Source organism: Mycobacterium sp. NGS41 (genome assembly GCF_059812725.1).
The window spans coordinates 282,943-308,610 of sequence record NZ_JCALDF010000003.1 but is presented as its reverse complement, the minus strand read 5'-3'; the positions used below and the strand labels follow the sequence as shown (position 1 = coordinate 308,610).

At 67.3% G+C, this 25,668-nt stretch carries 25 protein-coding genes; 5 read left to right on the top strand and 20 right to left on the bottom strand.

Annotation, left to right across the window (positions count from 1 at the left end):
* Positions 1–215 precede the first annotated feature (215 nt).
* Positions 216–866: a C39 family peptidase gene (locus tag AC5Y21_RS05390; protein WP_499910151.1), complete on the top strand. Its 651-nt coding sequence runs from the start codon at positions 216–218 to the stop codon at positions 864–866.
* A gap of 3 nt (positions 867–869) precedes the next feature.
* Here the strand turns inward: AC5Y21_RS05390 and tsaD are convergent, their stop codons facing one another.
* The 11 genes from tsaD to glmS form a co-directional block, all read right to left on the bottom strand.
* Complete coding sequence (gene tsaD, locus AC5Y21_RS05385) at positions 870–1,904, bottom strand: tRNA (adenosine(37)-N6)-threonylcarbamoyltransferase complex transferase subunit TsaD (RefSeq protein ID WP_499910150.1); 1,035 nt, start codon at positions 1,902–1,904, stop codon at positions 870–872.
* Positions 1,901–2,368, bottom strand: coding sequence for a ribosomal protein S18-alanine N-acetyltransferase (rimI, locus tag AC5Y21_RS05380; RefSeq protein ID WP_499910149.1), 468 nt, complete (start codon positions 2,366–2,368; stop codon positions 1,901–1,903). Before rimI ends, tsaD begins: the two co-directional genes overlap by 4 nt.
* Positions 2,365–2,988: a tRNA (adenosine(37)-N6)-threonylcarbamoyltransferase complex dimerization subunit type 1 TsaB gene (tsaB, locus tag AC5Y21_RS05375; RefSeq protein ID WP_499910148.1), complete on the bottom strand. Its 624-nt coding sequence runs from the start codon at positions 2,986–2,988 to the stop codon at positions 2,365–2,367. The genes rimI and tsaB overlap by 4 nt, the downstream gene beginning before the upstream one ends.
* Positions 2,985–3,452, bottom strand: coding sequence for a tRNA (adenosine(37)-N6)-threonylcarbamoyltransferase complex ATPase subunit type 1 TsaE (gene tsaE, locus AC5Y21_RS05370; protein ID WP_499910147.1), 468 nt, complete (start codon positions 3,450–3,452; stop codon positions 2,985–2,987). Before tsaE ends, tsaB begins: the two co-directional genes overlap by 4 nt.
* Positions 3,445–4,551, bottom strand: coding sequence for an alpha/beta fold hydrolase (locus AC5Y21_RS05365; protein ID WP_499910145.1), 1,107 nt, complete (start codon positions 4,549–4,551; stop codon positions 3,445–3,447). Before AC5Y21_RS05365 ends, tsaE begins: the two co-directional genes overlap by 8 nt.
* Positions 4,548–5,708: an alanine racemase gene (gene alr / locus AC5Y21_RS05360; RefSeq protein ID WP_499910144.1), complete on the bottom strand. Its 1,161-nt coding sequence runs from the start codon at positions 5,706–5,708 to the stop codon at positions 4,548–4,550. The genes AC5Y21_RS05365 and alr overlap by 4 nt, the downstream gene beginning before the upstream one ends.
* A gap of 114 nt (positions 5,709–5,822) precedes the next feature.
* Entirely contained in the window at positions 5,823–7,208 is a 1,386-nt protein-coding gene (gad, locus tag AC5Y21_RS05355; protein ID WP_499910142.1) for a glutamate decarboxylase, read from the bottom strand.
* 32 nt (positions 7,209–7,240) lie between these two features.
* The gene (locus AC5Y21_RS05350) at positions 7,241–8,665 is read right to left on the bottom strand and encodes an NAD(P)H-hydrate dehydratase (protein WP_499910140.1); all 1,425 of its coding nucleotides are present in this window, start codon (positions 8,663–8,665) and stop codon (positions 7,241–7,243) included.
* 33 nt (positions 8,666–8,698) lie between these two features.
* On the bottom strand, positions 8,699–9,409 hold the full coding sequence (locus tag AC5Y21_RS05345; RefSeq protein ID WP_499910138.1) for a rhomboid-like protein: 711 nt from the start codon (positions 9,407–9,409) through the stop codon (positions 8,699–8,701).
* A 64-nt stretch (positions 9,410–9,473) separates the two neighbouring features.
* On the bottom strand, positions 9,474–10,337 hold the full coding sequence (locus tag AC5Y21_RS05340; protein ID WP_499910136.1) for a DUF4436 domain-containing protein: 864 nt from the start codon (positions 10,335–10,337) through the stop codon (positions 9,474–9,476).
* A 131-nt stretch (positions 10,338–10,468) separates the two neighbouring features.
* Entirely contained in the window at positions 10,469–12,334 is a 1,866-nt protein-coding gene (gene glmS, locus AC5Y21_RS05335; RefSeq protein ID WP_499910134.1) for a glutamine--fructose-6-phosphate transaminase (isomerizing), read from the bottom strand.
* A 526-nt stretch (positions 12,335–12,860) separates the two neighbouring features.
* Here glmS and AC5Y21_RS05330 point away from each other — a divergent pair.
* The 4 genes from AC5Y21_RS05330 (at position 12,861) to AC5Y21_RS05315 (ending at position 15,545) form a co-directional block, all read left to right on the top strand.
* Entirely contained in the window at positions 12,861–13,079 is a 219-nt protein-coding gene (locus tag AC5Y21_RS05330) for an Rv1535 family protein (RefSeq protein WP_499910184.1), read from the top strand.
* A 116-nt stretch (positions 13,080–13,195) separates the two neighbouring features.
* A complete protein-coding gene (locus AC5Y21_RS05325; RefSeq protein WP_499910182.1) occupies positions 13,196–13,606 on the top strand; it encodes a DUF2510 domain-containing protein in 411 nt (136 codons plus the stop codon).
* A 9-nt stretch (positions 13,607–13,615) separates the two neighbouring features.
* A complete protein-coding gene (locus AC5Y21_RS05320; protein ID WP_499910132.1) occupies positions 13,616–14,455 on the top strand; it encodes a dienelactone hydrolase family protein in 840 nt (279 codons plus the stop codon).
* 46 nt (positions 14,456–14,501) lie between these two features.
* Complete coding sequence (locus AC5Y21_RS05315; RefSeq protein ID WP_499910131.1) at positions 14,502–15,545, top strand: LLM class F420-dependent oxidoreductase; 1,044 nt, start codon at positions 14,502–14,504, stop codon at positions 15,543–15,545.
* Positions 15,546–15,549: 4 nt separating this feature from the next.
* Here AC5Y21_RS05315 and AC5Y21_RS05310 read toward each other — a convergent pair whose 3' ends face one another.
* The 9 genes from AC5Y21_RS05310 to eccCa form a co-directional block, all read right to left on the bottom strand.
* On the bottom strand, positions 15,550–16,914 hold the full coding sequence (locus AC5Y21_RS05310) for a hypothetical protein (protein WP_499910129.1): 1,365 nt from the start codon (positions 16,912–16,914) through the stop codon (positions 15,550–15,552).
* A 2-nt stretch (positions 16,915–16,916) separates the two neighbouring features.
* Positions 16,917–17,234, bottom strand: a complete 318-nt coding sequence (locus AC5Y21_RS05305) for a hypothetical protein (protein ID WP_499910128.1) — start codon at positions 17,232–17,234, stop codon at positions 16,917–16,919.
* 47 nt (positions 17,235–17,281) lie between these two features.
* Positions 17,282–18,619, bottom strand: a complete 1,338-nt coding sequence (gene glmM, locus AC5Y21_RS05300) for a phosphoglucosamine mutase (protein WP_499910126.1) — start codon at positions 18,617–18,619, stop codon at positions 17,282–17,284.
* A 137-nt stretch (positions 18,620–18,756) separates the two neighbouring features.
* The gene (gene rpsI, locus AC5Y21_RS05295; protein WP_499910124.1) at positions 18,757–19,227 is read right to left on the bottom strand and encodes a 30S ribosomal protein S9; all 471 of its coding nucleotides are present in this window, start codon (positions 19,225–19,227) and stop codon (positions 18,757–18,759) included.
* The gene (gene rplM, locus AC5Y21_RS05290; RefSeq protein ID WP_499910180.1) at positions 19,224–19,667 is read right to left on the bottom strand and encodes a 50S ribosomal protein L13; all 444 of its coding nucleotides are present in this window, start codon (positions 19,665–19,667) and stop codon (positions 19,224–19,226) included. The genes rpsI and rplM overlap by 4 nt, the downstream gene beginning before the upstream one ends.
* 236 nt (positions 19,668–19,903) lie before the next feature.
* A complete protein-coding gene (locus tag AC5Y21_RS05285) occupies positions 19,904–20,200 on the bottom strand; it encodes a WXG100 family type VII secretion target (RefSeq protein ID WP_499910122.1) in 297 nt (98 codons plus the stop codon).
* 15 nt (positions 20,201–20,215) lie between these two features.
* A complete protein-coding gene (locus AC5Y21_RS05280; protein ID WP_499910120.1) occupies positions 20,216–20,542 on the bottom strand; it encodes a WXG100 family type VII secretion target in 327 nt (108 codons plus the stop codon).
* Positions 20,543–20,607: 65 nt separating this feature from the next.
* Complete coding sequence (locus tag AC5Y21_RS05275; protein ID WP_499910119.1) at positions 20,608–21,861, bottom strand: type VII secretion-associated protein; 1,254 nt, start codon at positions 21,859–21,861, stop codon at positions 20,608–20,610.
* The gene (eccCa, locus tag AC5Y21_RS05270; RefSeq protein WP_499910117.1) at positions 21,858–25,547 is read right to left on the bottom strand and encodes a type VII secretion protein EccCa; all 3,690 of its coding nucleotides are present in this window, start codon (positions 25,545–25,547) and stop codon (positions 21,858–21,860) included. Before eccCa ends, AC5Y21_RS05275 begins: the two co-directional genes overlap by 4 nt.
* Positions 25,548–25,668 lie beyond the last annotated feature (121 nt).

Sequence of the window (25,668 nt, the reverse complement as noted above, 5' to 3'; positions counted from 1 at the left end):
TGGCGGTCGGTCCGGGGCGAGCCCCGAACCGTCCGAATTACCAGGTGATTCGGCATTCGTCCGCGTCCTTGCACCGTCGTCGCGGGTGCCGGCACAGGGCTCGTCCGATTGCCACCTAGCACTCTATACACGAGAGTGCTAGCACTCAAGGGGGCCCCGCTGCTTCCCGGCGTGGCTTTCAGGAATCCATCAGGTACCGCGCGAATAATCCATTCATGTTCACCGGCATCCTCAACCCGAACCGCATCGTTGGCGCGGCCACACTGATCGTCGCGGCCGCCATCGGACTGGCCGGACCCGGCGTCGGAGTGGCCAGCGCTGACCCGAACGGCCAGATGTACGGCGACCCCGGAGCCGCCGCCCCCTACTGGCGTTACCAGCACCAGGAAGACTGCGGCCTGATGTCCGTCGCCGACGTGGTCGGCCAGGTCACCGGCCGAGAACCCTCGCAAATCGGTATCGAGTTGCGCGGCATATTCACCAAAAGCGTGAGCCACCGCGGAAACATCTACCTCTTTGACGGCACCTCCCCCGAAGACATGGTCGTGCTGCTGCAGAAATATGGCGTCCAATCCGACCTCACCTCCGGCAACACCATGGCGACACTCGAGCAGGACCTGGCCGGCGGCCACAAAGTGATCGCCGCGATCAACGCCGAAACCATCTGGAACTACCCGCCGGGCAAGGGGCAGCGCACCAACGCCGACCACGCGGTCGTCGTCACGGGGGTCGACACCCGCTCCGACATCGTCCACCTCAACGACAGCGGCACCCCAACCGGCCGCGACGAGCAAATCCCCATGGGTACCTTCGCCCAGGCCTGGTCGACCAGCAACAACCTGCTCATCGTCACCCAAGCGACCTGACCGTCAGGTCATCTGCCCTTTCACCACCGGCAGCCCGGGGTCGCAGGGCACGTCCAGCGGCGACGGCGGCGCTCCTGCGGCCACCAGGTGTGCCGCGAACGAGGCGATCATCGCCCCGTTATCGGTGCACAGCCGTGGCCGAGGAATCCGCAGTGTCAGGCCCGCCGCCGCGCAGCGCTGGCTGGCAAGCTCGCGCAGCCGGGAATTTGCGGCCACTCCCCCCGCGATCAGCAGGGTCGACACACCCAACTCCGTAGCGGCGCGCACCGCCTTCTTGGTCAGCACGTCGGCGACGGACTCCTGGAAGCCGGCCGCGACATCGGCGGTCCGGAAGTCGGGATGACTTTCCACGTACCGCGCGACAGCGGTCTTGAGCCCGGAGAAGCTGAACGCGTACGGGTCGTCGGCCGGGCCGGTCATGCCGCGCGGGAAAACGGGGATCTCCGCGGCCTCCCGGCCGCAGGTGCGGGCCAGGTCATCGAGCACTTTTCCACCCGGGTAGCCCAGGCCCAGCAGCCGCGCCACCTTGTCGTACGCCTCGCCGGCCGCGTCGTCGAGGGTGCTGCCCAGCTCGACGATCGGCTCGCCGAGCGAACGCACCCGCAGTAGGTGGGTATGACCTCCGGACACCAGCAACGCCACGCATTCAGGAAGCGGTCCGTGTTCATAGACATCGGCGGCCAAGTGCCCGCCCAGGTGGTTCACCGCGTAGAACGGCACCTCCCACGCGGCTGAATACGCTTTGGCCGCAGCCACTCCCACCAACAACGCACCTGCCAGCCCGGGCCCGATGGTGGCGGCGACGATATCGGGTCGGTTCAGTCCGGCTGCCTCGAGCGCGCGACGCATTGCGGGACCGAGCGCTTCCAGGTGCGCCCGGGAGGCGATCTCGGGCACCACGCCGCCGAACCGGACGTGGTCGTCGACGCTGGACGCGACCTCGTCGGCCAACAATGTCACGGTGCCGTCGGGGTCGAGTCGCGCGATGCCCACTCCGGTTTCGTCGCAAGAGGTCTCGATCGCCAGGATGGTCGTCACTGTGCTTCCCGCCGCATGGTGTAAGCATCGGCGCCGCTGACCCGGTAGTAGCGTCGGCGCAGACCGATCTGGTCGAATCCCACACTGCGATACAGGGCGATGGCGACCTCGTTGTCGGTGCGCACCTCCAGGTAGACGACACCGCCGTCGGCGAACTCCAGGAGTTCGTTGAGCAACCGGCGGCCGATGCCCTGTCCTTGGTAGGCAGGGTCGACACCGATGGTGTGCACTTCATGCTCGAACGGCGGTCTGCGGCCCAACCGCGAAATGCCGCCGTATCCCACCAGCAGTCCGTCGGCGCTGCGCGCGCACACGTAATAGTTGTGCGAGCTGGCCAGTTCGCGATTGAACACCGCTGCCGGCCACGGGTCATCGCCGTCGAACAGCTGGGCTTCCAGCTCGGCGCAGCGTTTCGCGTCGGCGGGCGTCAGCGCGCGGAACGTGACGGCGGTGTGACGGGTCATGCCCGAGCCGCCAATGGCTTGGCATCCGGCCGGCGCAGGTACAACGGCACCAGCGGCGCGGGCTGATCGGCCCAATCGGAAACTGCGGACACCAAACCCGCAGGTGTCGGGGCGACCGGCTCGCACACCGGTAGGCCGAACAGCGCCGCGTGCTCGGGCGAGCCGGCAACCCCGCGCGCCGGACCGGGGTCGACATCAGCCGGGGCATTCACCGCGGGACCGTCGGTGCGGATGCCGTCGCGGTAGCGCGCCCAATACACCTCGCGCCGCCGCGCATCGGTGACGACCAGGGTTTCGCCGGTGGTTTGCCCGCCGATGGCGTCCAGGCTGCACACACCATGGACCGGGATGCCCAGCGCATGGCCGTACGCGGCGGCCGTGGCCATACCGGCCCGCAGGCCGGTGAACGGGCCGGGACCACAGCCCACGACCACCGCGGCGAGATCGGCCATCGTCAGCGCGGCATCGGCGAGAGCGGCCAGCACGTTGGGAGTCAGTCGCTCGGCGTGCGCCCGCGCGTCGACGGTGACCCGCTCGGCCAGCACGGCGAGATCGGGCAGCCGGACGACACCGGCCGTGACGGCCGGAGTGGCGGTGTCGAGGGCGAGAATCACAGTCACGAGCGCCCCCACTCCCAGGTCGCGATCCGCACGTCGGAATGGCTGACCCGCTCGAGGCGCACGTCCAGGTGCCGATCGGACAGCCGCTCGACCAGGCCCTCGCCCCACTCCACCACGACTACCGCATCGTCGAGTTCGGTGTCGAGATCCAGCGAGTCGAGCTCGGCCAGCAGATCGGCTCCCCGATGATCCAACAACCGGTAGACGTCGACGTGGATCATCGCCGGACCGCCCGGCCGCCGCGGCGGGTGTACGCGCGCCAGCACGAAGGTCGGCGACGTGACCGGGCCGTCGACATCCATGGCCGCGGCAATACCCTTGGCCAGCACCGTTTTTCCGGCGCCAAGCGGCCCGGAGAGCACCACCACGTCGCCCGCGCGCAGCTGCTCACCCAACTTCGACCCCAACGCAACGGTGTCCTCGACGCGCTCCAACGTCGCGGTGCCCGAAAACCCGTCAGCCATGCCGTCGGAACCTTTCGCGGAAACGCCGGTACCGCAGCGCCATCTTGCTCGGCGTGACCCGATCGACCAGCCGGACGAGTCCCTCGTTGATCGCATCGGGCTTGTCCAGCAACGCCAAATGGCTGGCACCAGTGACGATGACCAGTTCGGACTGCGGCAAACAGGCCGCCATCTTCCTCGAGTATTCGTCCGGGGTGAGCAGGTCGTGGTCACCGCACGTGATCAGGGTCGGGATCTTGAGCAGCGTCCACAGCCCGGCGGTTTCGTCGTGCACCTCCAGGGCATGTAGAAACCCGACCAGAGTGGCGATCGGGGTGCCGTTCATCATCCGCTGCGAGAACGCATCCAGGCTCCGGCTGACCCGCAGGTCGCTAAACGACGCGGCACGCAGGATTGGGCCGATCAGTGACCGCGAGGCGGTGCGGCCGCGGTGCATCAGCTTCGGTGCGGACCGAGCCGTGAACCGGACCGCTTCCAGCGCTGGGTTTTTCAGGAACTCACCCAGCGGCGATCTGGAAACTCCTTCGGCCGCAGACGAAATCAACGCAGCGCCGACGATCCGGCGGCCATACTGCTCGGGATACTGTCGGGCATGGGACAACACCGTCATGCCGCCCATAGAATGACCGGCCAACACGATCGGCCCGCGCGGGACGACCGTCTGCAGCACAGTTTCCAGGTCCTGGCCGAGTTGGGTCAGCGTGTAGGTGTCGGGATCGGCTTCGCCGGACAACCCGTGCCCACGATGGTCGTAGAACACCATTCGCACGCTCGCGCCCCACTGCTCCCCGAGCCTCATCCGCTGAAAGTGGAAGGCGCCCATACGTAGACAGAATCCGTGGACGAATACGACGGTCAGCGGCGCATCCACCGGACCCGCCTCGCGTACGGCCAGCCGTACCCCGTCGGGCGTGGTCACCACCCGACCGCGATCGCTGTCCAGCCGCTCGAAATCCTCGTCGGACCACGGGTCTTCGAGGACGCTGGCGCGCTCGGCCATCGACCGGCGCGCCGACGCCCCTACGATCGTGGCGACCGCGGTCAGCCCGGTGCTTCCCGCACGCCAGGTATTGCGCTTGCGAGTCTCTTCACCGCTCAACGGTTTTCGGCCTCACGATAGGTTCTGGTGATGCGGCCGCGGGGGCTGGTGACCACCTCGTAGTGGATGGTGCCGAGCAGATCCGCCCAATCTTGTGCCGTAGGTTCGCCCGAACTGCCGGGCCCGAAGAGAATCGCCTCGTCGCCTTCGGCGACATCGACCCGTCCGGGACCCAGGTCGACGACGAACTGGTCCATGCAAATCCGCCCCGCGCCGGCATAACGCCGACCGTTGATCAGCACCTCCAGGCGTCCGCCCAGCGACCGGAAGACGCCGTCGGCGTAGCCTACGGGCAGCAGCGCCAGATTGGTGTCACGCTCGGCGACCCAGGTGTGCCCATAAGACACGCCTTCGCCAGCGCGAATCGACTTCACCAGCGACACAGCGCATTTCACTGTCATCGCGGGCACCAGTCCCATATCGCCGAGCTGCGGCACCGGACTCAGGCCGTACACGGCGATGCCTGGGCGCACCATGTCGAAGGCCAGGTCGGGCCGCGACATGGTGGCTGACGAGTTCGACAGGTGCGCCACCTCGAACCGCACTCCTTGATCGCGGGCCTGCATCAGCATCTCGGTGAACCGTTGAGCCTGAACGTCGTTGATGGGGTTGTCGGGCTGGTCGGCGTAGACCATGTGCGACATCAGCGCGCGCAGCCGGACCGTCTCCTCAGCGACGGCCTCGCGCAACGCGGTCAGCACCGACGGATACTGCGCCGCGGCCACGCCGTTGCGGTTCAGCCCGGTGTCCACCTTGACCGTCACCGTCGCCGTCTGGCCGGTCCGGCGCACCGCCTCCAGCACTTCGTCGAGCTGGCGGACCGACGACACGGCGATCTCCACATTGCCCTGCAGCGCGGGCGCGAAATCCATGCCGGGCGGGTGCAGCCAGGCCAGCACCGGCGCGGTGATGCCGTCGGCACGCAATGCCAGCGCCTCGTCGACGGTGGCGACGCCGAGTTCGGCCGCCCCGGCAGCCAGCACGGCGTGGGCCACGCGGATCGCGCCATGGCCGTAACCGTCGGCCTTGACGACAGCCATGACCTGCGCGCTGCCGGCGTGTTCGCGCAGCACCCGCACGTTGTGCTCAATGGCGGCCAGGTCCACCACGGCCTCGGCTAGGACGCCCGGCGTCAGGGATATCGGCGTAACGGCCACGGCCGCCATTGTCCCAGAGCGCGGGCTCCGAACGTCGCCGAGCGTAACCACATGGCGAAAAATTCGGCCTCAAATCGCCGCCAGGTAACGCTCGCGGGCTGTTACCACCCGCGCTTAATGCGCGAAGTGCTGCTCGTCGAAGTGCCCGCCTGGCTTGAGCTTGTCCAGCGACGCCAGCGCCTTTGCAGCGTCATCGTGCAGGGCGCGGGCCAGGTCGGCGGAGAGCCCTTCGCGCACGACGACGCGCAGCACGGACACGTTGGTGGCGTTGTCGGGCATGGTGTAGGCGGGTACTTGCCAGCCGAAGGTCCGCAGCTCGTGGGAGACGTCGAATTCGGTGTAGCCGCGGTCCTTGGCCAGCCGGAAGCTGACCACCGGGATTGCCGAGCCGTCGGAGATCAGCTCGCAATGCTCCCCGGTGCGTAGCTGCTCACCGAACCACCGCGCGGTCGACGACAGGGCCTGCATGACCTTGGTGTATCCGTCGCGCCCCAGCCGCAGGAAGTTGTAGTACTGGCCGACGACCTGGTTGCCGGGGCGGGAGAAGTTCAGCGTGAACGTCGGCATGTCGCCGCCCAGATAATTCACGTGGAACACCAGATCCTCGGGTAGGTACTCCTTGCTGCGCCATACGACGAAACCGACGCCGGGATAGGTCAACCCGTATTTGTGGCCGCTGACATTGATCGACACCACCCGGGGCAGCCGGAAATCCCATTCCAGATCCGGGTGCAGGAACGGCACCACGAAGCCGCCGCTCGCGGCGTCGACGTGGACCGGAACGTCCACACCTCCGCCGGCGGCCAGCTTGTCCAGCGCCGCGCATATCTGGGCGATGGGCTCGAGCTCACCGGTGTAGGTGGTGCCCAGGATCGCCACCACGCCGATGGTGTCCTCGTCCACCGCATCGACGACCTGTTCGGGAGTGATGACGTAGCGGCCCTCTTCCATCGGCAGGTAGCGCGGCTCGACGTCGAAATAGCGGCAGAACTTCTCCCAGACCACCTGCACGTTAGAGCCCATCACCAGGTTGGGCGTGCGACCTTTCCAATCCTTCCCAACCTTTGCGCGCCAGCGCCATTTCATCGCCAACCCCCCAAGCATCACCGCCTCGCTGGAGCCGATGGTGGACACCCCGCAGGCGCTGGTCGGGTCCTGGTCGCTGAGGTGCTCGGCGTGAAACAGGTCGGCGACCATACAGACGCATCGCTGCTCGATGGCCGCGGTCGCCGGGTATTCGTCCTTGTCGATCATGTTCTTGTCGAAGGTCTCGGCCATCAGTTTCCCGGCCTGCGGATCCATCCAGGTGGTGACGAAGGTGGCCAGGTTCAGCCGCGAACTGCCGTCCAGCATCAGCTCGTCGTGGATGAAACGGTAAGCCGCCTCCGGATCCATCGACTCCTCGGGCAACCGCAGTGCCGGTACCGGCGCGGTGAACATGCGGCCGGTGTAGGCGGGAGCGATCGAATGGGTGGCCATCGACGGGTGGGTGCGGGACACGGCGAATCCTTTCGTATGAAGCGGCTACAACGTTAGAGAGAGGCCAGGGCGGCGCGGATATGGTGCAGAATTCGCGAAGCCGACGTGGGCGCGTCGCCGGGGCCCGGGTCGGCCGCCGACAGCGCCGCGGCGCGGGCGTGCACGAAGGCCGCGGCCGCGGCCGCCTCGACGGGCGGCAGGCCCGACGCCAGCAGAGCGCCGATCATCCCGGACAACACGTCGCCGGATCCCGCGGTAGCCGCCCAGGATTGGCCGGCCGGATTCAGGTAGACCGGTCCGCCCGGGTCGGCGACGACGGTCACGTTGCCCTTGAGCAGCACGGTGGCGCCGAACGCGTCGGCGAGCTTGCGGCACGCCCCGACGCGATCGTCCCCCGGCGGGCCCCCGGCCAGCCGGGCGAATTCACCGGCGTGCGGGGTCAGCACCGTCGGCGCATTGCGATTGACCACCAGATCGGGGTGGGCCGCCAGGATGGTCAGTCCGTCGGCGTCGACGATCACCGGCAGGTCGGTCTCCAGCGCGAACCACAACGCGGCGGCCCCGCTGTCGTCGGTGCCCAGCCCTGGGCCGACCACCCAGGCCTGCACCCGCCCCGCCGCTGCGGGGGTGGGCGACGCGATGACCTCGGGCCACTGCGCAAGCACCTCGCTGTGCGCGCCGCCCGCGTAGCGGACCATGCCGGAGGTGGCTGCGACGGCGGCACCGGTGCACAGCACGGCGGCCCCCGGATACGTCGACGAGCCGGCCATCACGCCGGTCACGCCCTGGGTGTACTTGTCGTCTCGGGGACCGGGCATCGGCCAGCGCGCGGCCACGTCGGCCGCCTCGAAACCCAGCACGTCCGTATCCGGCAGGTCCAGTCCGATATCGACCAGCGTGACCCGGCCACAGTCGGCCAGCGCGTGTACGGGTTTGAGCCCGCCGAAGGTCACGGTCACCGCGGCGTGCACCGCCGGCCCGGTGATCGCCCCGGTCGCCCCGTCGATGCCGCTCGGGATGTCGACCGCCACCACGGGAACCCCGCCCGCCTTTTCCAGAGCCGCGAACACCTCGGCCGCGGCCGGCCGCAGCGGACCCGAGCCGGATATGCCCACCACCCCGTCGATGACGAGATCGGTTGTCGCCGATGCACTTTTCACGACGTGGCCACCGGCTTTGGTGAACGCCGCCAGCGCCTTGCGGTGGGTGCGGTCGGGGTTCAGCAGCACCGCGTCCGCCGCCGCGCCGCGGCGACGCAGGAAGGTCGCCGCCCACAGCGCATCACCGCCGTTGTCGCCCGAGCCGACGACCGCGCACACCCGGCGGCCGGTAATCCCGCCGGTGCGCTCGGTCAGTTCGCGGATGATCGCGGTGGCCAGCCCGAAGGCCGCGCGGTGCATCAGGGCGCCGTCGGGGAGGCTGGCCAATAGCGGCGCTTCGGCCTCGCGGATCGCGTCTGCAGAGTAGTAATGCCGCATCAGAGCCAGCATTCCATGCTCAGCGACAGCCCGTCAGGCTGACTGCTCGCGGGACCCGGACCGCCGAAAGGCCGACTTCAGGTTCGCCGGATTCAGCGCGGGTCGCTTGCGCTCCCGGGCCATCGGATAGAAAGCGAGACCGATCACGATCGCAGCAAAGTGACCGATCACGGTGAAGTTCAGTCCGATGCGGTCCATCGTGATCAGCGGGAACCCATAGATGATGAACAGCACCGCAAGATAGCCCCAGCGCCACGGTCGCGCGATGTGATAGGCGAGGACGGCTATCACGCCGACCAGGAAGTAGCTCACCCCGATATCGTGAGCGCGCACATACCGTTCCGACGCGTCGTGGTTTTCGATCGCCCAGTAGAGCAGTCCTTCGCTGATATACGTGGCAAGGATGTGGGAGCTCAATCCCACTGCCAGCCAACGCAGCTGGCCAAGCCAGTGCTCTGCGGGGGCGAGGAACAGCGTGAACAGCAGCAGGTACGCTTCCAGATTCTTGCCGTCGATCCAAAACAGGCTGGAGAACAGCACATTAAGCGGGTCCGTCGCCAGCTGGTGGATGTTGGTGTAGCGGTGCAGCATCACCGAATGCAATTTCTGTCCGGTGACCACGTGCTGATAGACGGTTGTGATCGCCAACGCAAGCAGCCACGTGTACGTCAGCGGGGCGTTAGTGATGAAGTGCCACACCGCCAGCCACACGCCGTGTAGTCGCGCCCGCACCGATTCCGCCACGGCGTCAACCTTCGCACGCTTTGACATGGCGCGTATGACTTCGGCAGGCGCGTCGAAGCGCGGTTCAGCTATCCGACGGCGCGGCGACTGGTTCTTCGGGTTGCTCGACGTGGGGTTTCAGGTGCCGCCACCAGCAGGCGACGTAGAGCAGCATCGAGATCACCAACACCACGAGCACCCAGACGACCAGGGTGATGTCGACCCAGCCGCCGAACGGCGGCGACCCCGGGAGTGCGTTTCGCAGTGGTACCACCGCAAACAGCATTGCCGCGTACCACGTCGTCATCGGCGGCTGAAACGGTCGTCGGTCCCGCAGCGTCTGAATCGCAACGAATAAGCCCAGCCCGGCGATGGCGACGAGCACGGCCAGGATGACCAGACCGAACGCGGCTGCGCCAAGCGACCGCTGCAGAGTCACTCGGTACGGGCCGACCCCGCTGTCTTCGTTGACGAGGACGTTCCAGCCGGGAAGTTGGGCGACGAACGTCACGGGCACCCGCTCGACGACGGCCTCGCTGGCCCCGTGGTGCAATTCGACCTCGATCGGCCCCGACCGGTAGCGATCGAAGGGCCAGTCTTCGATCTCGCCCGCGATGGTGAGCTGAACGGCGACAACTCCGGGCAGCATGCCCCTCGTCCACGTGATGCGGGTAGGCATCGCCGCGGATCTGACCCTGAGCGTGACGTCCTGGTTGAGGTGCTGGGTTTGCGGATCCAACAACGCGGCTCCGGGCGAAATAGTCAGGTTGGCAGACAGGACCCGGTAGTTGGACTGGATGTCTTCCACAGCCATCGTCGCCGTGGACCGGTCACCCGCAGCCGGGGCTTCCGCAGGCTGGTGGAGCGAACCGCCCTGGGCATACAGCACCACCGCCGCGATGTATGCCCCGACGAGGACCACGATGAAACCGACGACGCCGAATCTCAAACCCCCACCCTCTCCGACACGGCTACCGCAGCACTTGCTCACCGGCTGAAATGCGCTTATTGCCTATGAGATCCCATGAGATTTAGCACAACGACGGCATGCCCGTCGGCGATATGGCCGAAGCGGCCGAGCTATTCGACGGTGACCGACTTGGCCAGATTTCGTGGCTTGTCCACGTCGTAGCCGCGGGCCCGGGCCACCGAGGCGGCGAACACCTGCAGCGGGATGGTCGACAGCAGCGGCTGCAGAAGTGTTGACACCGAGGGGATTTCGATCAGGTGATCGGCGTAGGGACGTACGGTGTCGTCGCCCTCCTCGGCGATCACGATGGTTATCGCGCCGCGGCTCTGGATCTCGCGGATGTTGGACAGCAGCTTGGCGTGCAGGATGGCCGATCCCTTGGGCGAGGGCATGACCACGATGACCGGCAGGTCGTCTTCGATCAGCGCGATCGGGCCGTGCTTGAGCTCGCCTGCGGCGAACCCCTCGGCATGCATGTAGGCCAATTCCTTGAGTTTCAACGCGCCTTCCAGCGCGACCGGGTAGCCGACATGCCGGCCAAGGAACAGCACGGCCGACGACTGAGCGAATCGGTAGGCCAGGTCGGCCACCGGCTTGACGGCACCGATCACCTGGGCCACCAGGTCCGGCATCGCTTCCAGCTCGTGGTATTCGCGCTCGACCTCGTCGGGGTACTTGGTGCCGCGCGCCTGCGCCAGGGCCAGACCGAGCAGGTAGTTGGCGGCTATCTGGGCCAGGAAGGTTTTCGTCGAGGCCACCCCGATCTCCGGGCCGGCGCGGGTATAGAGCACCGCGTCGCACTCGCGCGGGATCTGAGAGCCGTTGGTGTTGCAGATCGCCAGCACCTTGGCCTTCTGCTCCTTGGCGTGCCGGACGGCTTCCAGGGTGTCGGCGGTTTCGCCGGACTGTGAAATGGCCACGACCAGCGTGCTGCGGTCCAGCACCGGGTCCCTATAACGAAACTCGCTCGCCAGTTCTACCTCCACCGGCAGCCGTGTCCAGTGCTCGATGGCGTATTTCGCGAGCAGCCCCGAGTGGTACGCGGTGCCACAGGCGACCACGAAAACCTTGTCGATCTCCCGCAGCTCTTGGTCGGACAGCCGCTGTTCGTCGAGCACGATCCGGCCGTTCACGAAGTGCCCGAGCAGGGTGTCGGCCACGGCGGTGGGCTGCTCGGCGATCTCCTTGAGCATGAAGTACTCGTAGCCGCCCTTTTCGGCGGCGGCCAGGTCCCAGTCGATGTGAAACTCGCGGAAGTCGACATCGTTATTGCCGTCGAAGTCGATGATGCGGTAGCCGTCCGCGGTGATCACCACCGCCTGGTCCTGGCCGAGCTCCACGGCGTGGCGGGTGTGCGGGATGAACGCGGCCACGTCGGAGCCGACGAACATCTCGCCGTCGCCGATCCCGAGCACCAGCGGGGTCGACCGGCGGGCGGCGACGATGGTGCCGGGGTCGTCGGCGTTGGCGAACACCAGGGTGAAGTGGCCCTCCAGCCGTCGCACCACGTTTAGCACGGAGCCGACGAAATCACCGGCCGTCTCGCCGTGGTGGTACTCGTGCGCCACCATGTGCACCGCGACCTCGGTGTCGGTGTCGCTGGCGAACTCCACGCCGGTCGCCTCCAGCTCATGGCGCAGGGTCGCGAAGTTTTCAATGATGCCGTTGTGGACGACGGCGATCTTGCCGGCTGCGTCGCGGTGCGGATGAGCGTTGCGATCGGTGGGCCGACCGTGCGTGGCCCACCGGGTGTGGCCCAGGCCGGTGGTCCCGGTCAGTTCCGACTCCGGCTTCATTTCGGTTATCGCTGACTCGAGGTTGGCCAGGCGCCCGGCCCGACGCCGCACGGTCAATTTTCCGTCACCGACCAGCGCGATGCCCGACGAGTCGTAGCCCCGATACTCCATCCGGGCCAGTGCGTCCATGACGACTTGGCAGGCAGGACGCTGCCCGACGTAGCCGACGATTCCGCACATAGCAGACCAGGGTAGTGCAGCACCGCCATGTGGACGGTTTCACAGCGCGGCGGCCCGGCTGGCCGTCTTGCCGGCGGGGCGCGCGGACAACACCCTCCAGCAAAGCACAGATGGCGCTGGCTGCGGCCCCGATGTATTTCAATTCATATAATTCTCTATTCCGCAGAAAAGCACTTCACCTGATGTATTTCTGACGTTTTCGATTGCTTCATTGGGTTAGCCGGTCCGCCTACTTAAAATTGGGGTGTGGCCAATACCCGGCAACGACGGAGGGGCGGGGGAACCGCGATATGGGCTTACCATCTGACGTTGTATCCGCTGATAGCAGCCTTGCAGCGATGGCGGGCAACCGGCGACAGCGGAATCATGCGAGAAATAACTACGGGCCCCGCAATGTATACAAACGGTAACGCGGAAATGTCCGCCGCGAAAATAGTCGATATAACCCTAATTGGAGGTGCCGCCGTCGGATCGAAGAAAGACGAAGTCCGATTCGCCGGCCCGCGCAGACTTTCAGGAGGAAATCATCACTGCTGTCCCGTACGACGATGAGGTAACCCCTCCGCCCGCGACAAAGCTCACGTTGGCGCCCTCGCCGAAGGACGCGTCGAAGCGGATTCCCCGGTCGCCGGTCGGCGCAGAGGGCGACCCGCTGGTGGACGCGGCCGCTCGTCTACTGATCATTCCGGTGCGCCACATGTACGCGGCGCTCTGGCGGGCCGGGGTGATCGAGATCACCGCGTAGCGCAGGGCCAGCACGGGCGACGGTATCGTTTACCTGCTCAACCGCGCGAAAGGCCCGTCTTGTCCTACCCGTATCACCAGGCGAATACCGGCCCTGGCTACCAGTACCCCCAAAATATTCAGCAGTCTGGCGACCGGTACTACATCCGGCTGATCAAGCACACAGGCGCGCTGATTTTGTGGCACCAGCAGAGCTTTGCGGTCACTGGCACCCTCCACGAATGCGAAGCGGCCTACCGCTCAGCACAGACCCACAACCTGGCCGCCGGTTGGTGGAGCATGGTGTCGCTGCTCGTGATGAACTGGATCGCGCTGTTCTCCAACATGAGCGCCATCCGGAAGGTGCGGGCGATGGCCAGGGAGGGCACGGGCGGCTATGTCCAGCCCGCCGTCGCGGCACCGGCCGGCCAATTCGGCCCGCCGTCGCCGACGCCCGCCGGCTGGTATCCCAACCCCTCGGGACCGGGGCAGCGCTACTGGGATGGAGCCAACTGGACCCAGTGGACCAATCCCCCGGGCCACAGCTAACGTCGACGGGTGCCTCGCATCCGCAAGCTCGTCACCACCCTGAGCCGCCGTGGCCCGCATCGGGTTTTGCGTGGTGACTTGGCCTTTGCCGGTCTGCCCGGGGTGGTCTACACCCCGGAAGCCGGAATGAACCTGCCCGGCATCGCGTTCGGCCACGACTGGCTTACCGGCACCGCACGCTATTCAGGCCTGCTGGAGCATCTGGCGTCGTGGGGCATCGTGGCGGGCGCACCCGAGACCCAGCGCGGTCTGGCACCCTCGGTGCTCAACCTCGCCTTCGATCTGGGCACCGCCCTCGACATCGTCGCCGGTGTGCGATTGGGACCCGGCAAGATCAGCGTGCATCCCGCCAAGCTCGGTCTGGTGGGTCATGGCTTCGGCGGTTCGGCCGCCGTGTTCGCCGCCGCCGGAATGCCGACCAAGCCCGAAGCGGTGGTTTCGATCTTCCCGACCGTGACCAACCCTCCGGCCGAGCAGCCCGCTGCGTCACTGAAGGTCCCGGGTCTGATCTTCAGCACGCCGGGCGATCCGAAGACGCTGAATTCCAACGCTCTCGGGCTGTCCAGGGCATGGGATGCGGCCACGCTGCGCATCGTCAGTAAAGCCGAATCCGGTGGCCTGGCCGAGGGCCGGCGGCTGACGACGATGGTCGGGCTGCCCGGCTCACACCGTAAAACGCAGAAATCGGTGCGGGCGCTGCTGACCGGCTACCTGCTCTACATGATCGGCGGCGACAAGACGTATCGCGATTTCGCCGATCCCGACGTGCAGCTGCCCAAGACCATCCCGATCGACCCCGAGGCCCCACCCATCGGTCCTGAGGAGAAGATCGTCGCGCTGCTGAAGTGAGCATGGCGGCGACCTGGCTGCGCAGTCGCCGTGATAAGCATCGTTGATGCGAATCGGAATCGCCCTGGACTACTCGGGCGGCTTTCACGAGGCCGTCGACCGGGTCGTAGAGCTCGAGAAGTCCGGCGTCGACATGGCCGTGGTAGCCGAGGCGTATTCCTACGACGCCATCAGCCAGCTCGGGTATTTGGCCGCCAAGACCAGCACTGTCGAGTTGGCCTCGGGCGTGCTTCCGCTCTATATCCGCACGCCGTCGCTGTTGGCGATGACCGCCGCGGGTCTGGACTACGTGTCCGGTGGTCGGTTCAACCTCGGGATCGGCACGTCCGGGCCGCAGGTGATCGAGGGGTTCCACGGCGTCGAGTTCGACGCGCCGCTGGGCCGTACCCGCGAAATCGTGGACATCTGCCGTCAGGTGTGGCGCCGCGAACGCGTCCAATACGCCGGCAAGCATTACCAGGTACCCTTGCCCGCCGACCGCGGCACCGGCCTGGGCAAGCCCCTTCAGCTCATCAATCATCCGGTGCGCGAACGAATTCCGATATCCATCGCGGCGCTGGGACCGAAAAACGTCGAGCTCACCGCCGAGATAGCAGAAGGTTGGCAACCGGCTTTCTTCTATCCCGAGAAGGCGCATCTGGTCTTCGGTGAGGCCCTGGCCGCCGGCGCGGCCAAGCGGGATCCCGGACTGGGCCCGCTCGACGTGATGGTGGGAACGTCGCTGGCCATCGGTGACGACGTCGACGATCGGCTGGCCTGGATCAAACCCACACTGGGCCTCTACATCGGCGGGATGGGCGCCAAGGAGCGAAACTTCTACCACAACCTCGCGACTCGCTACGGGTACGGCGAGGTCGCGGACCGGATTCAGGAGTTGTACCTTTCCGGCCGCAAGCGGGAGGCCATCGACGCAGTGCCCGACGAGTTGGCGCGCGGGATCTCGCTGATCGGCCCGCGCGGGTTCATCGCCGAACGGCTGGCCGCCTTCGCCGAGGCCGGCGTCACCACGCTGTTGGTGCGGCCGGTGAGCACCGACCCCGTCGAAGCAGTGCGCTACGTCGAGCAGCTGCTGGAGATGCGGACCGCCTGATTCGCTACTGCCCCGCCTGTGGCAGCTGGTCGGCGGCGATCTCGCAGGGCGTCGATGGACCGGGCGGGCCGGGCGGCCCCTTTGCCGGAGGCGGGACGACGGCCGGGGGCGGCGCATCACCTGGCGGCGAACCCGCTGGCGGTTGGACTGCGGCCGGCGGCTCGCCCGCAGCTATCGGCTCCCCCGCCGGCGGCTGGTCCGCCGGCGGAGTCCCTTCACCGGGTGAGGGCTTGGCTACGGCGATGCCCGTAACGCCCTCCTCGTCGGCTTCGTCGGGGTGGTCGGCTTCATCCTCGTCGAGTGGATCCTCGTCGAAGGGGTCCTCGGGGTCGAGCGGATCGTCGGGCATCGACGGATCAGGCAGGCCGTTAGCCGCCGAACCCAGCAAGCCACCCATGGACTCGACGATCCGGTTGGCCAGTCCGGCGAGCCCGCCCAGCCCACTAAGCCCGTCGAGGCCGCCGCCGGCAGCGGGGAACATGGCCGCGCCCTCACCCGGCGAAGCCGCCAATTCCGATGTCGGCGCTGCTTGGGGCAACCCCTGGGTCGGGGACATCGGCGTCGCGGGCGGCGCGGCATCCGGCGCGAGACTGGGGAGGCTAGCGACAGGTGCGATGGCGGTCGCCGGTGCTGCGAGTGGATTCGGTGCGGCCGGCTGGAGCGGCCGGCCGGCCGGCCCGAGGTCACCGGGAATCTCGAACGACGCCGCAGGCGCGGCAGCGAAGCGATCGGTGACCATGTCGTAGGACGCGCCGACCCCGGCCTGTGTCGAACGCATCGCGGTCAACCATTCGATGCGAATATCACTGTCCACGTAGGGGGTTATCTGCTGGCGGACCACCTGATCGGCCATCGTGCGATCGCCTGCCCCGGTGGTTACCGCATCGACGGCGGCCAACCACGCTGGTCGCTGCGTCTGCGTACGGTCGTCGATGTCGATAGCCGTCGCGACCTTTGCGTCGAGGAGGTGCCACAGGTTATCGCGCAGTGACTCGCACCGTTGCGCGGCCGCCCGAAGTTCGCCTGCCACAATGTTCGCCGCGTCGCAATGACGCTGCAGAAACCAAATCGCAGAATCCGCTCCCGATCCCGTCCAGGCCGCGTCCAATGCGGCGATCTGGGCACGTTGTATCCGCAGCGCTTCGGAGACCGCGGCCGCCGCCGCCCGTAGCTCCGCGCAGTCGCTGTCAAGCGCGCGAAGGTCCAGGCCCTCTTCGCTGTCGTACCAGTCACGCAGCTGGGAGGGGTGCGCGGTCAGGTCTGGATGCTGATAGCCGAGCATCTGGCAGGCCCGCACATAGGCCTGGGTGTGTTCGACGGCAGGCCGGCCCTCGGCGAGCCGGTCGGCCACGTTCAACCGGTCGGCCACGATCATGCAATCCGCGCCGCGGCATATAGCTCGGCATCGCCATAGCGGTCGGCGCCCGCCCGCAGCGCGACGGCGATTTCCCCGGCCGCCCGCGACCATTGCGGCAATTCGGCCGCGAGGCGCTGCAGCCCAGCCCGCAACGCGTCACCACGGGCGACATACGCCCGGCCTGAATTGGCCCCGCCGAAGGCGAGCCTGGCCAGATGGTCGCCCGCGGCGCGATCGACGAGGTCGGCGGCGGCGTCGAACTGGTCAGCCACCGCACGTACCGCCGCCACATCGATACCGGCGTGCCCAGAGCTTTTACTGTCGGATCTCATGTCTAATCCGACGCCCGGCATCATGCCGGGGTTCCAGCATTTTCGGGTCAGCGTTGAGTGCTGACCGCAGCGGCGACCCGAGTGGCCACCCGGCGGGCGATGTCTTCCTCAGCCGCTTCCACCATGACCCGGATCATGGGTTCGGTTCCGGAGGGACGCAACAGAATTCGTCCGGAGTCACCCAGTTCGGCCTCGGCGTCCGCGACGGCGGTCTGCACCGCAGGCGCCGCGGCGGCCGTTGCCTTGTCGGCGACCTCGACGTTGATCAGCACCTGGGGCAGCGTCTTCATCGCGGAGGCGAGGTCGGCCAGCGACGAATCGGTCTGCGCCATGCGCGTCATCAGCCGCAGTCCCGTGACGATCCCGTCACCGGTGGAGCCCAGCGCGGGCATCACGATGTGGCCGGATTGCTCGCCACCGAGGCTGTAGTCTCCGGCGCGCAACTCTTCCAGGACGTAACGGTCACCGACGGCGGTGGTGCGCACGGTGACGCCGGCCGAGCGCATGGCCAGGTGCAGCCCCAGGTTGCTCATCACGGTGGTTACCAGGGTGTCCGAAGCCAGCTCGCCGGCCTCCCGCATCGCCAGCGCGAGCACCACCATGATGGCGTCGCCGTCGACCAGTTCACCCGTGGCATCGATGGCCAGGCAGCGGTCGGCATCCCCGTCGTGCGCCAGGCCGAGATCGGCACGGTGGGCGATGACCGCTGACCGCACCGCATCGAGGTGGGTGGATCCACATGCGTCGTTGATGTTCAGCCCATTGGGGTCGGCATTGATCGCGATGACTCGGGCGCCCGCCGCGCGATAGGCCCGCGGCGCCGCTGAGGACGCCGCGCCATGGGCGCAGTCGACCACCACGGTCAGGCCGTCGAGCCGGATGCCGGCGGCCTTGCCCACCTGGCGCAGGTAGCGGTCCATCGCGTCGTCGGCGTCGACAACACGGCCGATCCCCGCGCCCACCGGGCGCAATCCCGGTCCGGCCGCGACCAGATCCTCGATCTGGTCTTCGGTGTCGTCGTCCAATTTGTGGCCGCCGGGACCGAAGATCTTGATGCCGTTGTCCGGCATCGGGTTGTGCGACGCCGAGATCATCACGCCGAAGTCGGCATCGTAAGCGCCGGTCAGATAGGCCACCGCCGGTGTCGGGAGCACCCCGACCCGCAGGGCGTCGACACCCTGGCTGGTCAGGCCCGCGATCACGGCGGCTTCCAGCATCTCGCCGCTGGCCCGCGGATCGCGACCGACCACGGCCACCCGCCGGCCAGGTTCGCCGGGGCTCGCCAAGTGCCGGGCCGCCGCGGCGCCCAGTGCCAGCGCCAACTCGGCGGTCAACTCGCGATTGGCGACCCCGCGGACACCGTCGGTGCCGAATAGTCGACCCATGCGGACAAACCTTTCACAGTTGACGGCAGTGCACATACCCCGTTTTGGCCCACTTGTAGCCTGCGAGCGTGTACGTCAGTCCGCCGACACGCTGACGAGGGCGTACAAATATGCACGCTTGCAGCCCAAATGTGATCTCAGCGCTTGGAGTACTGAGGCGCCTTGCGGGCCTTCTTCAGCCCGTACTTCTTGCGCTCGGTGGCACGCGGATCACGCGTGAGGAAGCCGGCCTTCTTCAGCGCGGGCCGGTCGTCGGGCGACGCCAGGATCAACGCCCGGGCGATGCCCAGTCGCAGCGCACCGGCCTGGCCCGACGGTCCGCCGCCGTGGAGAAGGGCGAAAATGTCGAAGCTTTCCACCCGATCGACGGTGACCAGCGGAGCCTTGATGAGCTGCTGGTGCACCTTGTTAGGGAAGTAGTCCTCCAAGCTGCGGCCATTGAGGTTGAACTGGCCGGTGCCGGGCACCAACCGCACCCGCACGACGGCTTCTTTGCGGCGGCCGACGGTTTGGATGGGCCGCTCGAACACGAACGCTTCGCGGGGTTTGGCAGCCGGAGTTTCGGCCGGGGCTGCCGGGGTCTCTACGGCCTCGGTTGTTTCGGTCACTGTGCCACCTGCTTGATCTCGTACGGAACCGGCTGCTGCGCGGTGTGCGGATGCTCCGGGCCGGCGTAGACGCGAAGCTTGCGCTGAATCTGACGGCTGAGCTTGTTCTTGGGCAGCATGCCGACGATCGCTTTCTCCACCACGCGGTCGGGGTGCTTTTGCATCAGCTCACCGATCGAGCGCTTGTGCAGGCCGCCGGGATAACCGGAGTGGCGGTAAGCCATCTTGTGCTGCAGTTTGTCGCCGCTGATGGCGACCTTGTCGGCATTGATGACGATGACGAAGTCACCGCCGTCGACATTGGGAGCGAACGTCGGCTTGTGCTTGCCACGCAGCAGGTTGGCTGCCGCGACGGCAAGGCGGCCAAGCACCACGTCCGTGGCGTCGATGACGTACCACGACCTCGTGGTGTCACCCGCCTTGGGCGCATATGTAGGCACAGCGCTTACCAGTACTTTCTCTTCGAGCCCGGCTCGCGGGCGGCGGATCCCGGGGTGAGCCGGGTATCGGTCAGGCGTCGACGGTTGGGGCTGGTCTCGGCGACCGACATTGACCCGAGGCCCCGCGTACCCGTACGCCAACCGAGCAGCTTACCGAGACGCATCCCCGCAGGTCAAAATGACTGTGTGGTCCCGACGGCTCTCCTCCGTCGGGACCACACAGAGTCTGTTGGCCGCTACCGTGCCCAGATGCCGGCCGCGCGCCGGTCGGCGTTCGCCACTTCGTCGGCGCCGTCGCGTACCGCATTGCCGAGGTCGACCAGGATCTCGTTGAGCGCGGTCGCCGCTTGGTGCCACTTGAGCTGCTCGACGTTGTACGCGGCCGCCGCTTCCCGGGTCCAGTGCTGCTGCAAGGGAGCTATCTGCGACCTCAGCTCCTGCAGCGCGGCATTAAAGCGGGCCGAGGTCTGGTGGATCTCCTGGCGTACCGAGTATTCGATTTCGCCGAAGTTGTACGACAGCACCGGGTCCACAGGTCATCCTCTCGATCACAGGTGTCCGCCGGCGGCGGCGATGTGGTGTGCATGGTTCTGGCCGGCATCGCGCAGCGTGGCCTCGTTATGCCGAATGGTCTCGGCGATGGTGTGCAGCACGTGATACAGACGAGTCGTCTCGGCGTTCCACCGATCGACCACGTCCTTGAACCGCGCCGCCGCCTGCCCGCCCCACACCGAGGGCGGCACGGAGCCCATCCGGCCGATGAACGCCTGCAGCATGGTCCGGATCTCCTCGTTGCGGGTGTCGGTCGTGGCCGCGACCGACCTCATCAGGTCGAAGTCGGTGCTCAGCGTGTTGGCGCCCGACGGTGTGCTCATCTGGTTCTCCTTTCCTCTCCAACATCAAGTACGACCGCGGCCGGACCGGTTCGGTTCCGTCCAATTCAGCCCACCGCGTGGGCGGACCGCACGGCCTGCTCGCACACCTCGCGGACGGCGTCCTCGCCAGCGGGCCGGCTCTGACAGCCGACACTGATCCGGACCGTCCCGTCCAGCAGCACCGTCCACCGCACCTGATGTGCGGCACGCACCTCGCGGTAGGTCACCGCGGGCCGGCCGGCGCTGGATCCGGCGGGGTTGAAGTCGACGAAGACACCCGCAGGTTCCGCGTCGATCGCCTGTTTCAGCCGCTCGGCAGCGTCAGGCAGCGTCTCACCCACGACGGGCGTTTGGGTCACGTGCAATGCCACCTCAGGATCTGACGGCGACGTCACCTGTACCCGCGCCGAACCGGGCCCGCCGAGTACACGCTGAGTGGGCCAGTTTGCCGGAACGGTCAGTGCTACCCGGCCTTCCACCAGAAACGTGGTGGACGCCTGCGCCGCGGGTACGACATCATGGCGGCTCACCGGGGGCCGCGCGGGCACAGCCAGACCCAGCAGGGCTACGGCGGCACCGGCGGCACCGGCACCCGCAAGTGTTCGCACGCGTGACCGATTGCGGCCCGCGGCCCCTGCCTGCGGTTCGGACGGGTCCGGCAACAGAGTCGTGCCGGCCAGCCGGGCGAGGCCAGACAGCCGAATATCGTTGATTTGCACTATCTTCCGGGCGCTGGCACCCACTGCGTCGCCGATCGCCGCCGCGAGCGCGGGCGCGTCGGTGACGGTGCTTGGCCTATCGATCAACACCACCGGCGACGTGGCCGGAGCCATGTCCGCGATGACAGCCGCGACCTCCCCGGCAACCGCTCCTGGTTCGGTCCGCCGGGGTACGGCCGCGATCTCCGGGCCAACGACTGCCACCAACCGGTCGGCGATTTCCACGACGACCGTTTCGTCTGGTGCGGTATCCGGCGACGCCTGGCGCAGCAACCATGAGCGTGGTTGCATCACAAGGTCATCGGGGTCGGAGACCAAGTTCCGCGCCGCCGCGCTGACCAATCCGATACGCGTCGGCGACCACCACGAGGGATGCACCACGATCACGCCGTCTGAGCAGTCGCAGCGCAGTGACCGCAGCATGGACCGCCACAGCGACTCGACGGCGACCGGTTGCCCATCCATCAACACCACCGGATCGTCTATCGCACCGAGCGCCGCAGCGCTTACCTCCGCATCAGCACCCGTGCTTGTGCCGCAACACAATCGACGGACGATTCCGGGACCTGCCTCGATCACGGAGCTCATCGGGGAGCTCATCGCGCCGCACTCCAGGCCACCTGGACAAGCTGTTCATCACCTGCGTCGGCGACCAGGACGCCGCGGCCCGGCGGCAGCGGTACCGGACGGCTGGACCCCAACAGCGTGCCTTCGTCCGGACTTCCACTCATCATCAGTCCCAAGCAGCCGAGGTCACGCAAGCTCGTCAGCAGCGGCTCGAACAGTGCACGTGCCGCTCCCCCGCTGCGCCGCGCCACCACCAGGTGCAGACCGAGATCCGTTGCATGCGGCAGATATTCGAGTAGCGCCAGCAGCGGGTTGCCCGCTGAGGTGGCGACCATGTCGTAGTCGTCGACCACGACGTAGATGTCCGGTCCGGACCACCAAGTCCTGGCCAGCAGCTGCGCGTGGCTGAGGTCCGAAGGAGGCATCCGCTTCTGCAGCGACTCGACCAGTCCGGGTAGCGACGCGTGCAGGGCGGCCGGCGACATGGCGTAGCCGCCAAGGTGTTCCGGCCCGATGACGCCGAGCAGGGTGCGCCGATAGTCGACGATAAACGCTTGCGCTTGCCTGGCGGTCCTGGTGCGGACGATCTCGTGGCACAGTATCCGCAGGGCGTTGGTCTTTCCGCAGTGGTTGTCACCGAGGATCAACAGGTGCGGGTTACGGTCGAAATCGACTGTGACCGGTTGTAGCCGGCGCTCCTCAACGCCGAGCAGAATGCCCGCGCCGAGTTGGTCACTCGTTCGATGTATGAGGGTTTCGTAGTCCACCCGCGGCGGCAGTAGCGGTATCGGGGGCGCCGCCGATTCGCCATCATTCCGTGGCCGGACCCCGTCGCCGGGCAGGGCGATCAGCATGTGCAGTCCGTCGCGGGAAAGCCCGCGGCCGGGCCTGTCGTGGGGTACCTGGAGGGCTCGCTTACGGTCTACTTCGGAATCGGCGGGATCACCGAGGCGCAACTCGATGCGGGTGCCGAGCTGATCCTTCAGCGACGGGCGGATCTCGGCCCAGCGCGACGCCGATACCACCACATGCACGCCGAACGAAAGCCCCTGGGCCGCAAGGGCGGTGATCGGATCCTCCAACGTCTCGAATTCATGGCGCAGTCCCGCCCAGCCGTCCACGACCAGGAATACGTGAGCCCACGAGCGGATGCCTTGGTCGCGGAGGGACGCCTCGCGGGATCGGACGATTGACTCCAATTCGGCGACCATGCGCTCGACCAGCCGCGGCTCCGCTCTGCCGGCGACGTCGCCCACGTGCGGCAAGCTGCGCACCGACCCCAGCGTTCCACCGCCGAAGTCCAGACAATAGAACTGCGCCTGACCCGCGTCGTGAGTGGCGGCGAGCGCCGTGATCAGCGTGTGCAATGCGGTCGATTTACCGGATCGCGGTGCGCCCACCACCGCCACATTGCCTGCGGCTCCGGACAAGTCGACCAGCAGCGGGGTCCGGCGCTGCTCGAACGGGCGGTCGACGACACCGACCGGCACGCGCAGGAAATCCAGTTCGGGGCCGGCGTCGCGTAGCACGGTGTCCAGGGCGGTTGCCGTCTCCAGCGGCGGCAGCCAAACCCGGTGTGCTGATGGTCCGTGGCCGGACAGCCGGTCCAGGACCACCTGCAAAACGGTACGGGCCGGTGTCCCACTCGAGTGCACCGCGCGGGGTGCCGTGACGGCCCCGTTGGCCCCTGCGGTGAACAGCTGCACCATGGGCGCCGTCGGGTCGCGCCGCGCTGGTATGGCCCGCGCCCGAAAGGGCCCGGAGACAAAAGCGGTCTGGAAGCGGATCAACTCTCCAGTTGACGACCGCAGGATGCCCGCGCCCGGGGTGTTGGGCAGCTGATGGGCATCCAGTGTTCCCAGTACGGTCCGTGAATCGGTCGCGGACAGCGTCTTCAGACACAGCCGATAGGACAGGTGAGCCTCCAGCCCGCGTAGCCGGCCCTCGTCGAGCCGCTGACTTGCCAGCAGCAGATGCATGCCGAGCGACCGGCCGAGCCGTCCGATCGCCACGAACGTGTCGGCGAACTCGGGATGCTGGCTGAGCAGTTCGGAAAACTCATCGACGACGATGAACAACGTGGGCAGCGCAGCCAGTCGGGCGCCGGTCCGGCGCGCCTCCTCGTATGCCGCAACGCTGACAAAGTTGCCCGCCGCGCGCAGCAGTTGTTGGCGACGGTTCATCTCACCGGCCAACGCGTCGCGCATGCGGGTCACCAGATCGGCTTCTTCGGAGAGGTTGGTGATCACCGCGGCAACGTGGGCCGCGCGGCCCAGGCCGAGAAACGTTGCGCCACCTTTGAAGTCGATCAGCAACAAGTTGAGCACCGCCGGCGAGTTCCGCGCCATCATCCCCAGCGCAACGGTGCGCAGCAGCTCCGATTTGCCCGACCCGGTAGCACCCACGCAGAGGCCGTGCGGGCCCATCCCGTTCTCCGCGGGTTCCTTGATGTCCAGCTCCAGCGGTATCCCGTCCATCGTGGTTCCGATCGGGGCACAGAGTCGATCACCGTGATTCTGGCTGCGCCACAACATGGTCGGGTCGAAAGATTCGGCATCCCCGATACCCACCAAGTCCGCCCAACCGGTGCCCAGGCCACGGCGGGATGACTCGTCCACCCCGTAGGCCGCCAGCCGACGAGCACATATCAGCGCGTCCACCGGCCCCAGCTGGTCGGGACGCGTCAGCTCTTCGGCTTCGCCGGAATGCCGGACCAGCAGCGGTGTTCGGTCGGCGGCGCTCCCCACCACGAGCACGCTCGTACCCTCGATCGGGCCGCTGACGGCGGGCTCGTCCAGGTCGTAGACCATCACCACATGCGGTGGCTCCGCAGGTCCGGTGAGCGCCACCCCGGCCTCGGCGAGCGTCGGATACACCATGCGAGCAGGCCCGACGGCGTCGGTGGCACTCGGATGTTGGTTGTGCGGCAGCCACTTCAGCCAGTCCCAGTCGGTGCGACGCCGTTCGCCAATCACGCCGACGATCAGCAACTCGTCCGGCGCGTGCAGCACGGCCAGTTGGCAGATCATGGCTCGCAGCAACGCACGGACCCGGGCCGGATCGCCGTCGATTACCACGGTCGCACCGACGGGCAGGGCGATCGTGACGGGCAGGTCCGCGAGCATCGAGTGTGTGCGCAGGAACCGGCGCAGTGCCGCGGCGGTGACCGGATCCGACGGCTGCCCACTCCGCGGTTCGGGGGCCACCAACTGGCAGGCGAGTGGCCGGTCTCCCAGGCCGATACGCACCAGGCAGAAGTCGGAGTCGGTGGATCGTCGCTCCCACATCCGCGGGCCGCCGATCAGCGTCCACAACATGTCCGGATCCGGATGATCCCGATACAGCGACGCCCGTTGCGCCGCAGCGGTTTCGCTGACGATTCGACGCAGGCCGCTCAGGTAGCCGAGGTAGTCGACACGGTCGGCGGCAATCCCGGTCCCCCACCCGCGGCCCCGTCCGGTGACCGCTGTCACCACGACCGAAACCAGCATCACCATCGGCAATGCCAGAAATGTGGGGTTGCGCGTGACGGCCGACCGCGAGAAGAAGGCCGCGGCCATGACCCCGAGACTCGCAACGGACATCAGGGCCGGCAGCAGGCGCACCAGCAGACTCGACGATGTCGGGCGCGTGACCTCAGGCGGCGCGTCGACCGCGATGTCGGCTCTGCCGAACGCGGGCGTCACTCGCCGCCCACTGGGCGCGAAAGTCTGTGTCATGTCGGACCTTCCTTGACAGTTTGGCGACGCTAAATGGCGTCGTGATCAGCCGCAAGTCACCTGTGGATCGACGAATACCGCGCCCCCGCAACTCAAGTACCGTGCCGATGCGGCACCGCCA

Bases quoted from the DNA above. Each gene is read 5' to 3' on its own strand.
- AC5Y21_RS05390 (WP_499910151.1), top strand. From the start codon at position 216: ATGTTCACCGGCATCCTCAACCCGAACCGCATCGTTGGCGCGGCCACA.
- rimI (WP_499910149.1), bottom strand. From the start codon at position 2,368: ATGACCCGTCACACCGCCGTCACGTTCCGCGCGCTGACGCCCGCCGAC.
- AC5Y21_RS05350 (WP_499910140.1), bottom strand. From the start codon at position 8,665: ATGCGGCATTACTACTCTGCAGACGCGATCCGCGAGGCCGAAGCGCCG.
- glmS (WP_499910134.1), bottom strand. From the start codon at position 12,334: ATGTGCGGAATCGTCGGCTACGTCGGGCAGCGTCCTGCCTGCCAAGTC.
- AC5Y21_RS05315 (WP_499910131.1), top strand. From the start codon at position 14,502: ATGCGAATCGGAATCGCCCTGGACTACTCGGGCGGCTTTCACGAGGCC.
- tsaE (WP_499910147.1), bottom strand. From the start codon at position 3,452: ATGGCTGACGGGTTTTCGGGCACCGCGACGTTGGAGCGCGTCGAGGAC.
- AC5Y21_RS05280 (WP_499910120.1), bottom strand. From the start codon at position 20,542: ATGAGCACACCGTCGGGCGCCAACACGCTGAGCACCGACTTCGACCTG.
- eccCa (WP_499910117.1), bottom strand. From the start codon at position 25,547: ATGACACAGACTTTCGCGCCCAGTGGGCGGCGAGTGACGCCCGCGTTC.
- glmM (WP_499910126.1), bottom strand. From the start codon at position 18,619: ATGGGTCGACTATTCGGCACCGACGGTGTCCGCGGGGTCGCCAATCGC.
- AC5Y21_RS05305 (WP_499910128.1), bottom strand. From the start codon at position 17,234: ATGAGATCCGACAGTAAAAGCTCTGGGCACGCCGGTATCGATGTGGCG.
- AC5Y21_RS05275 (WP_499910119.1), bottom strand. From the start codon at position 21,861: ATGAGCTCCCCGATGAGCTCCGTGATCGAGGCAGGTCCCGGAATCGTC.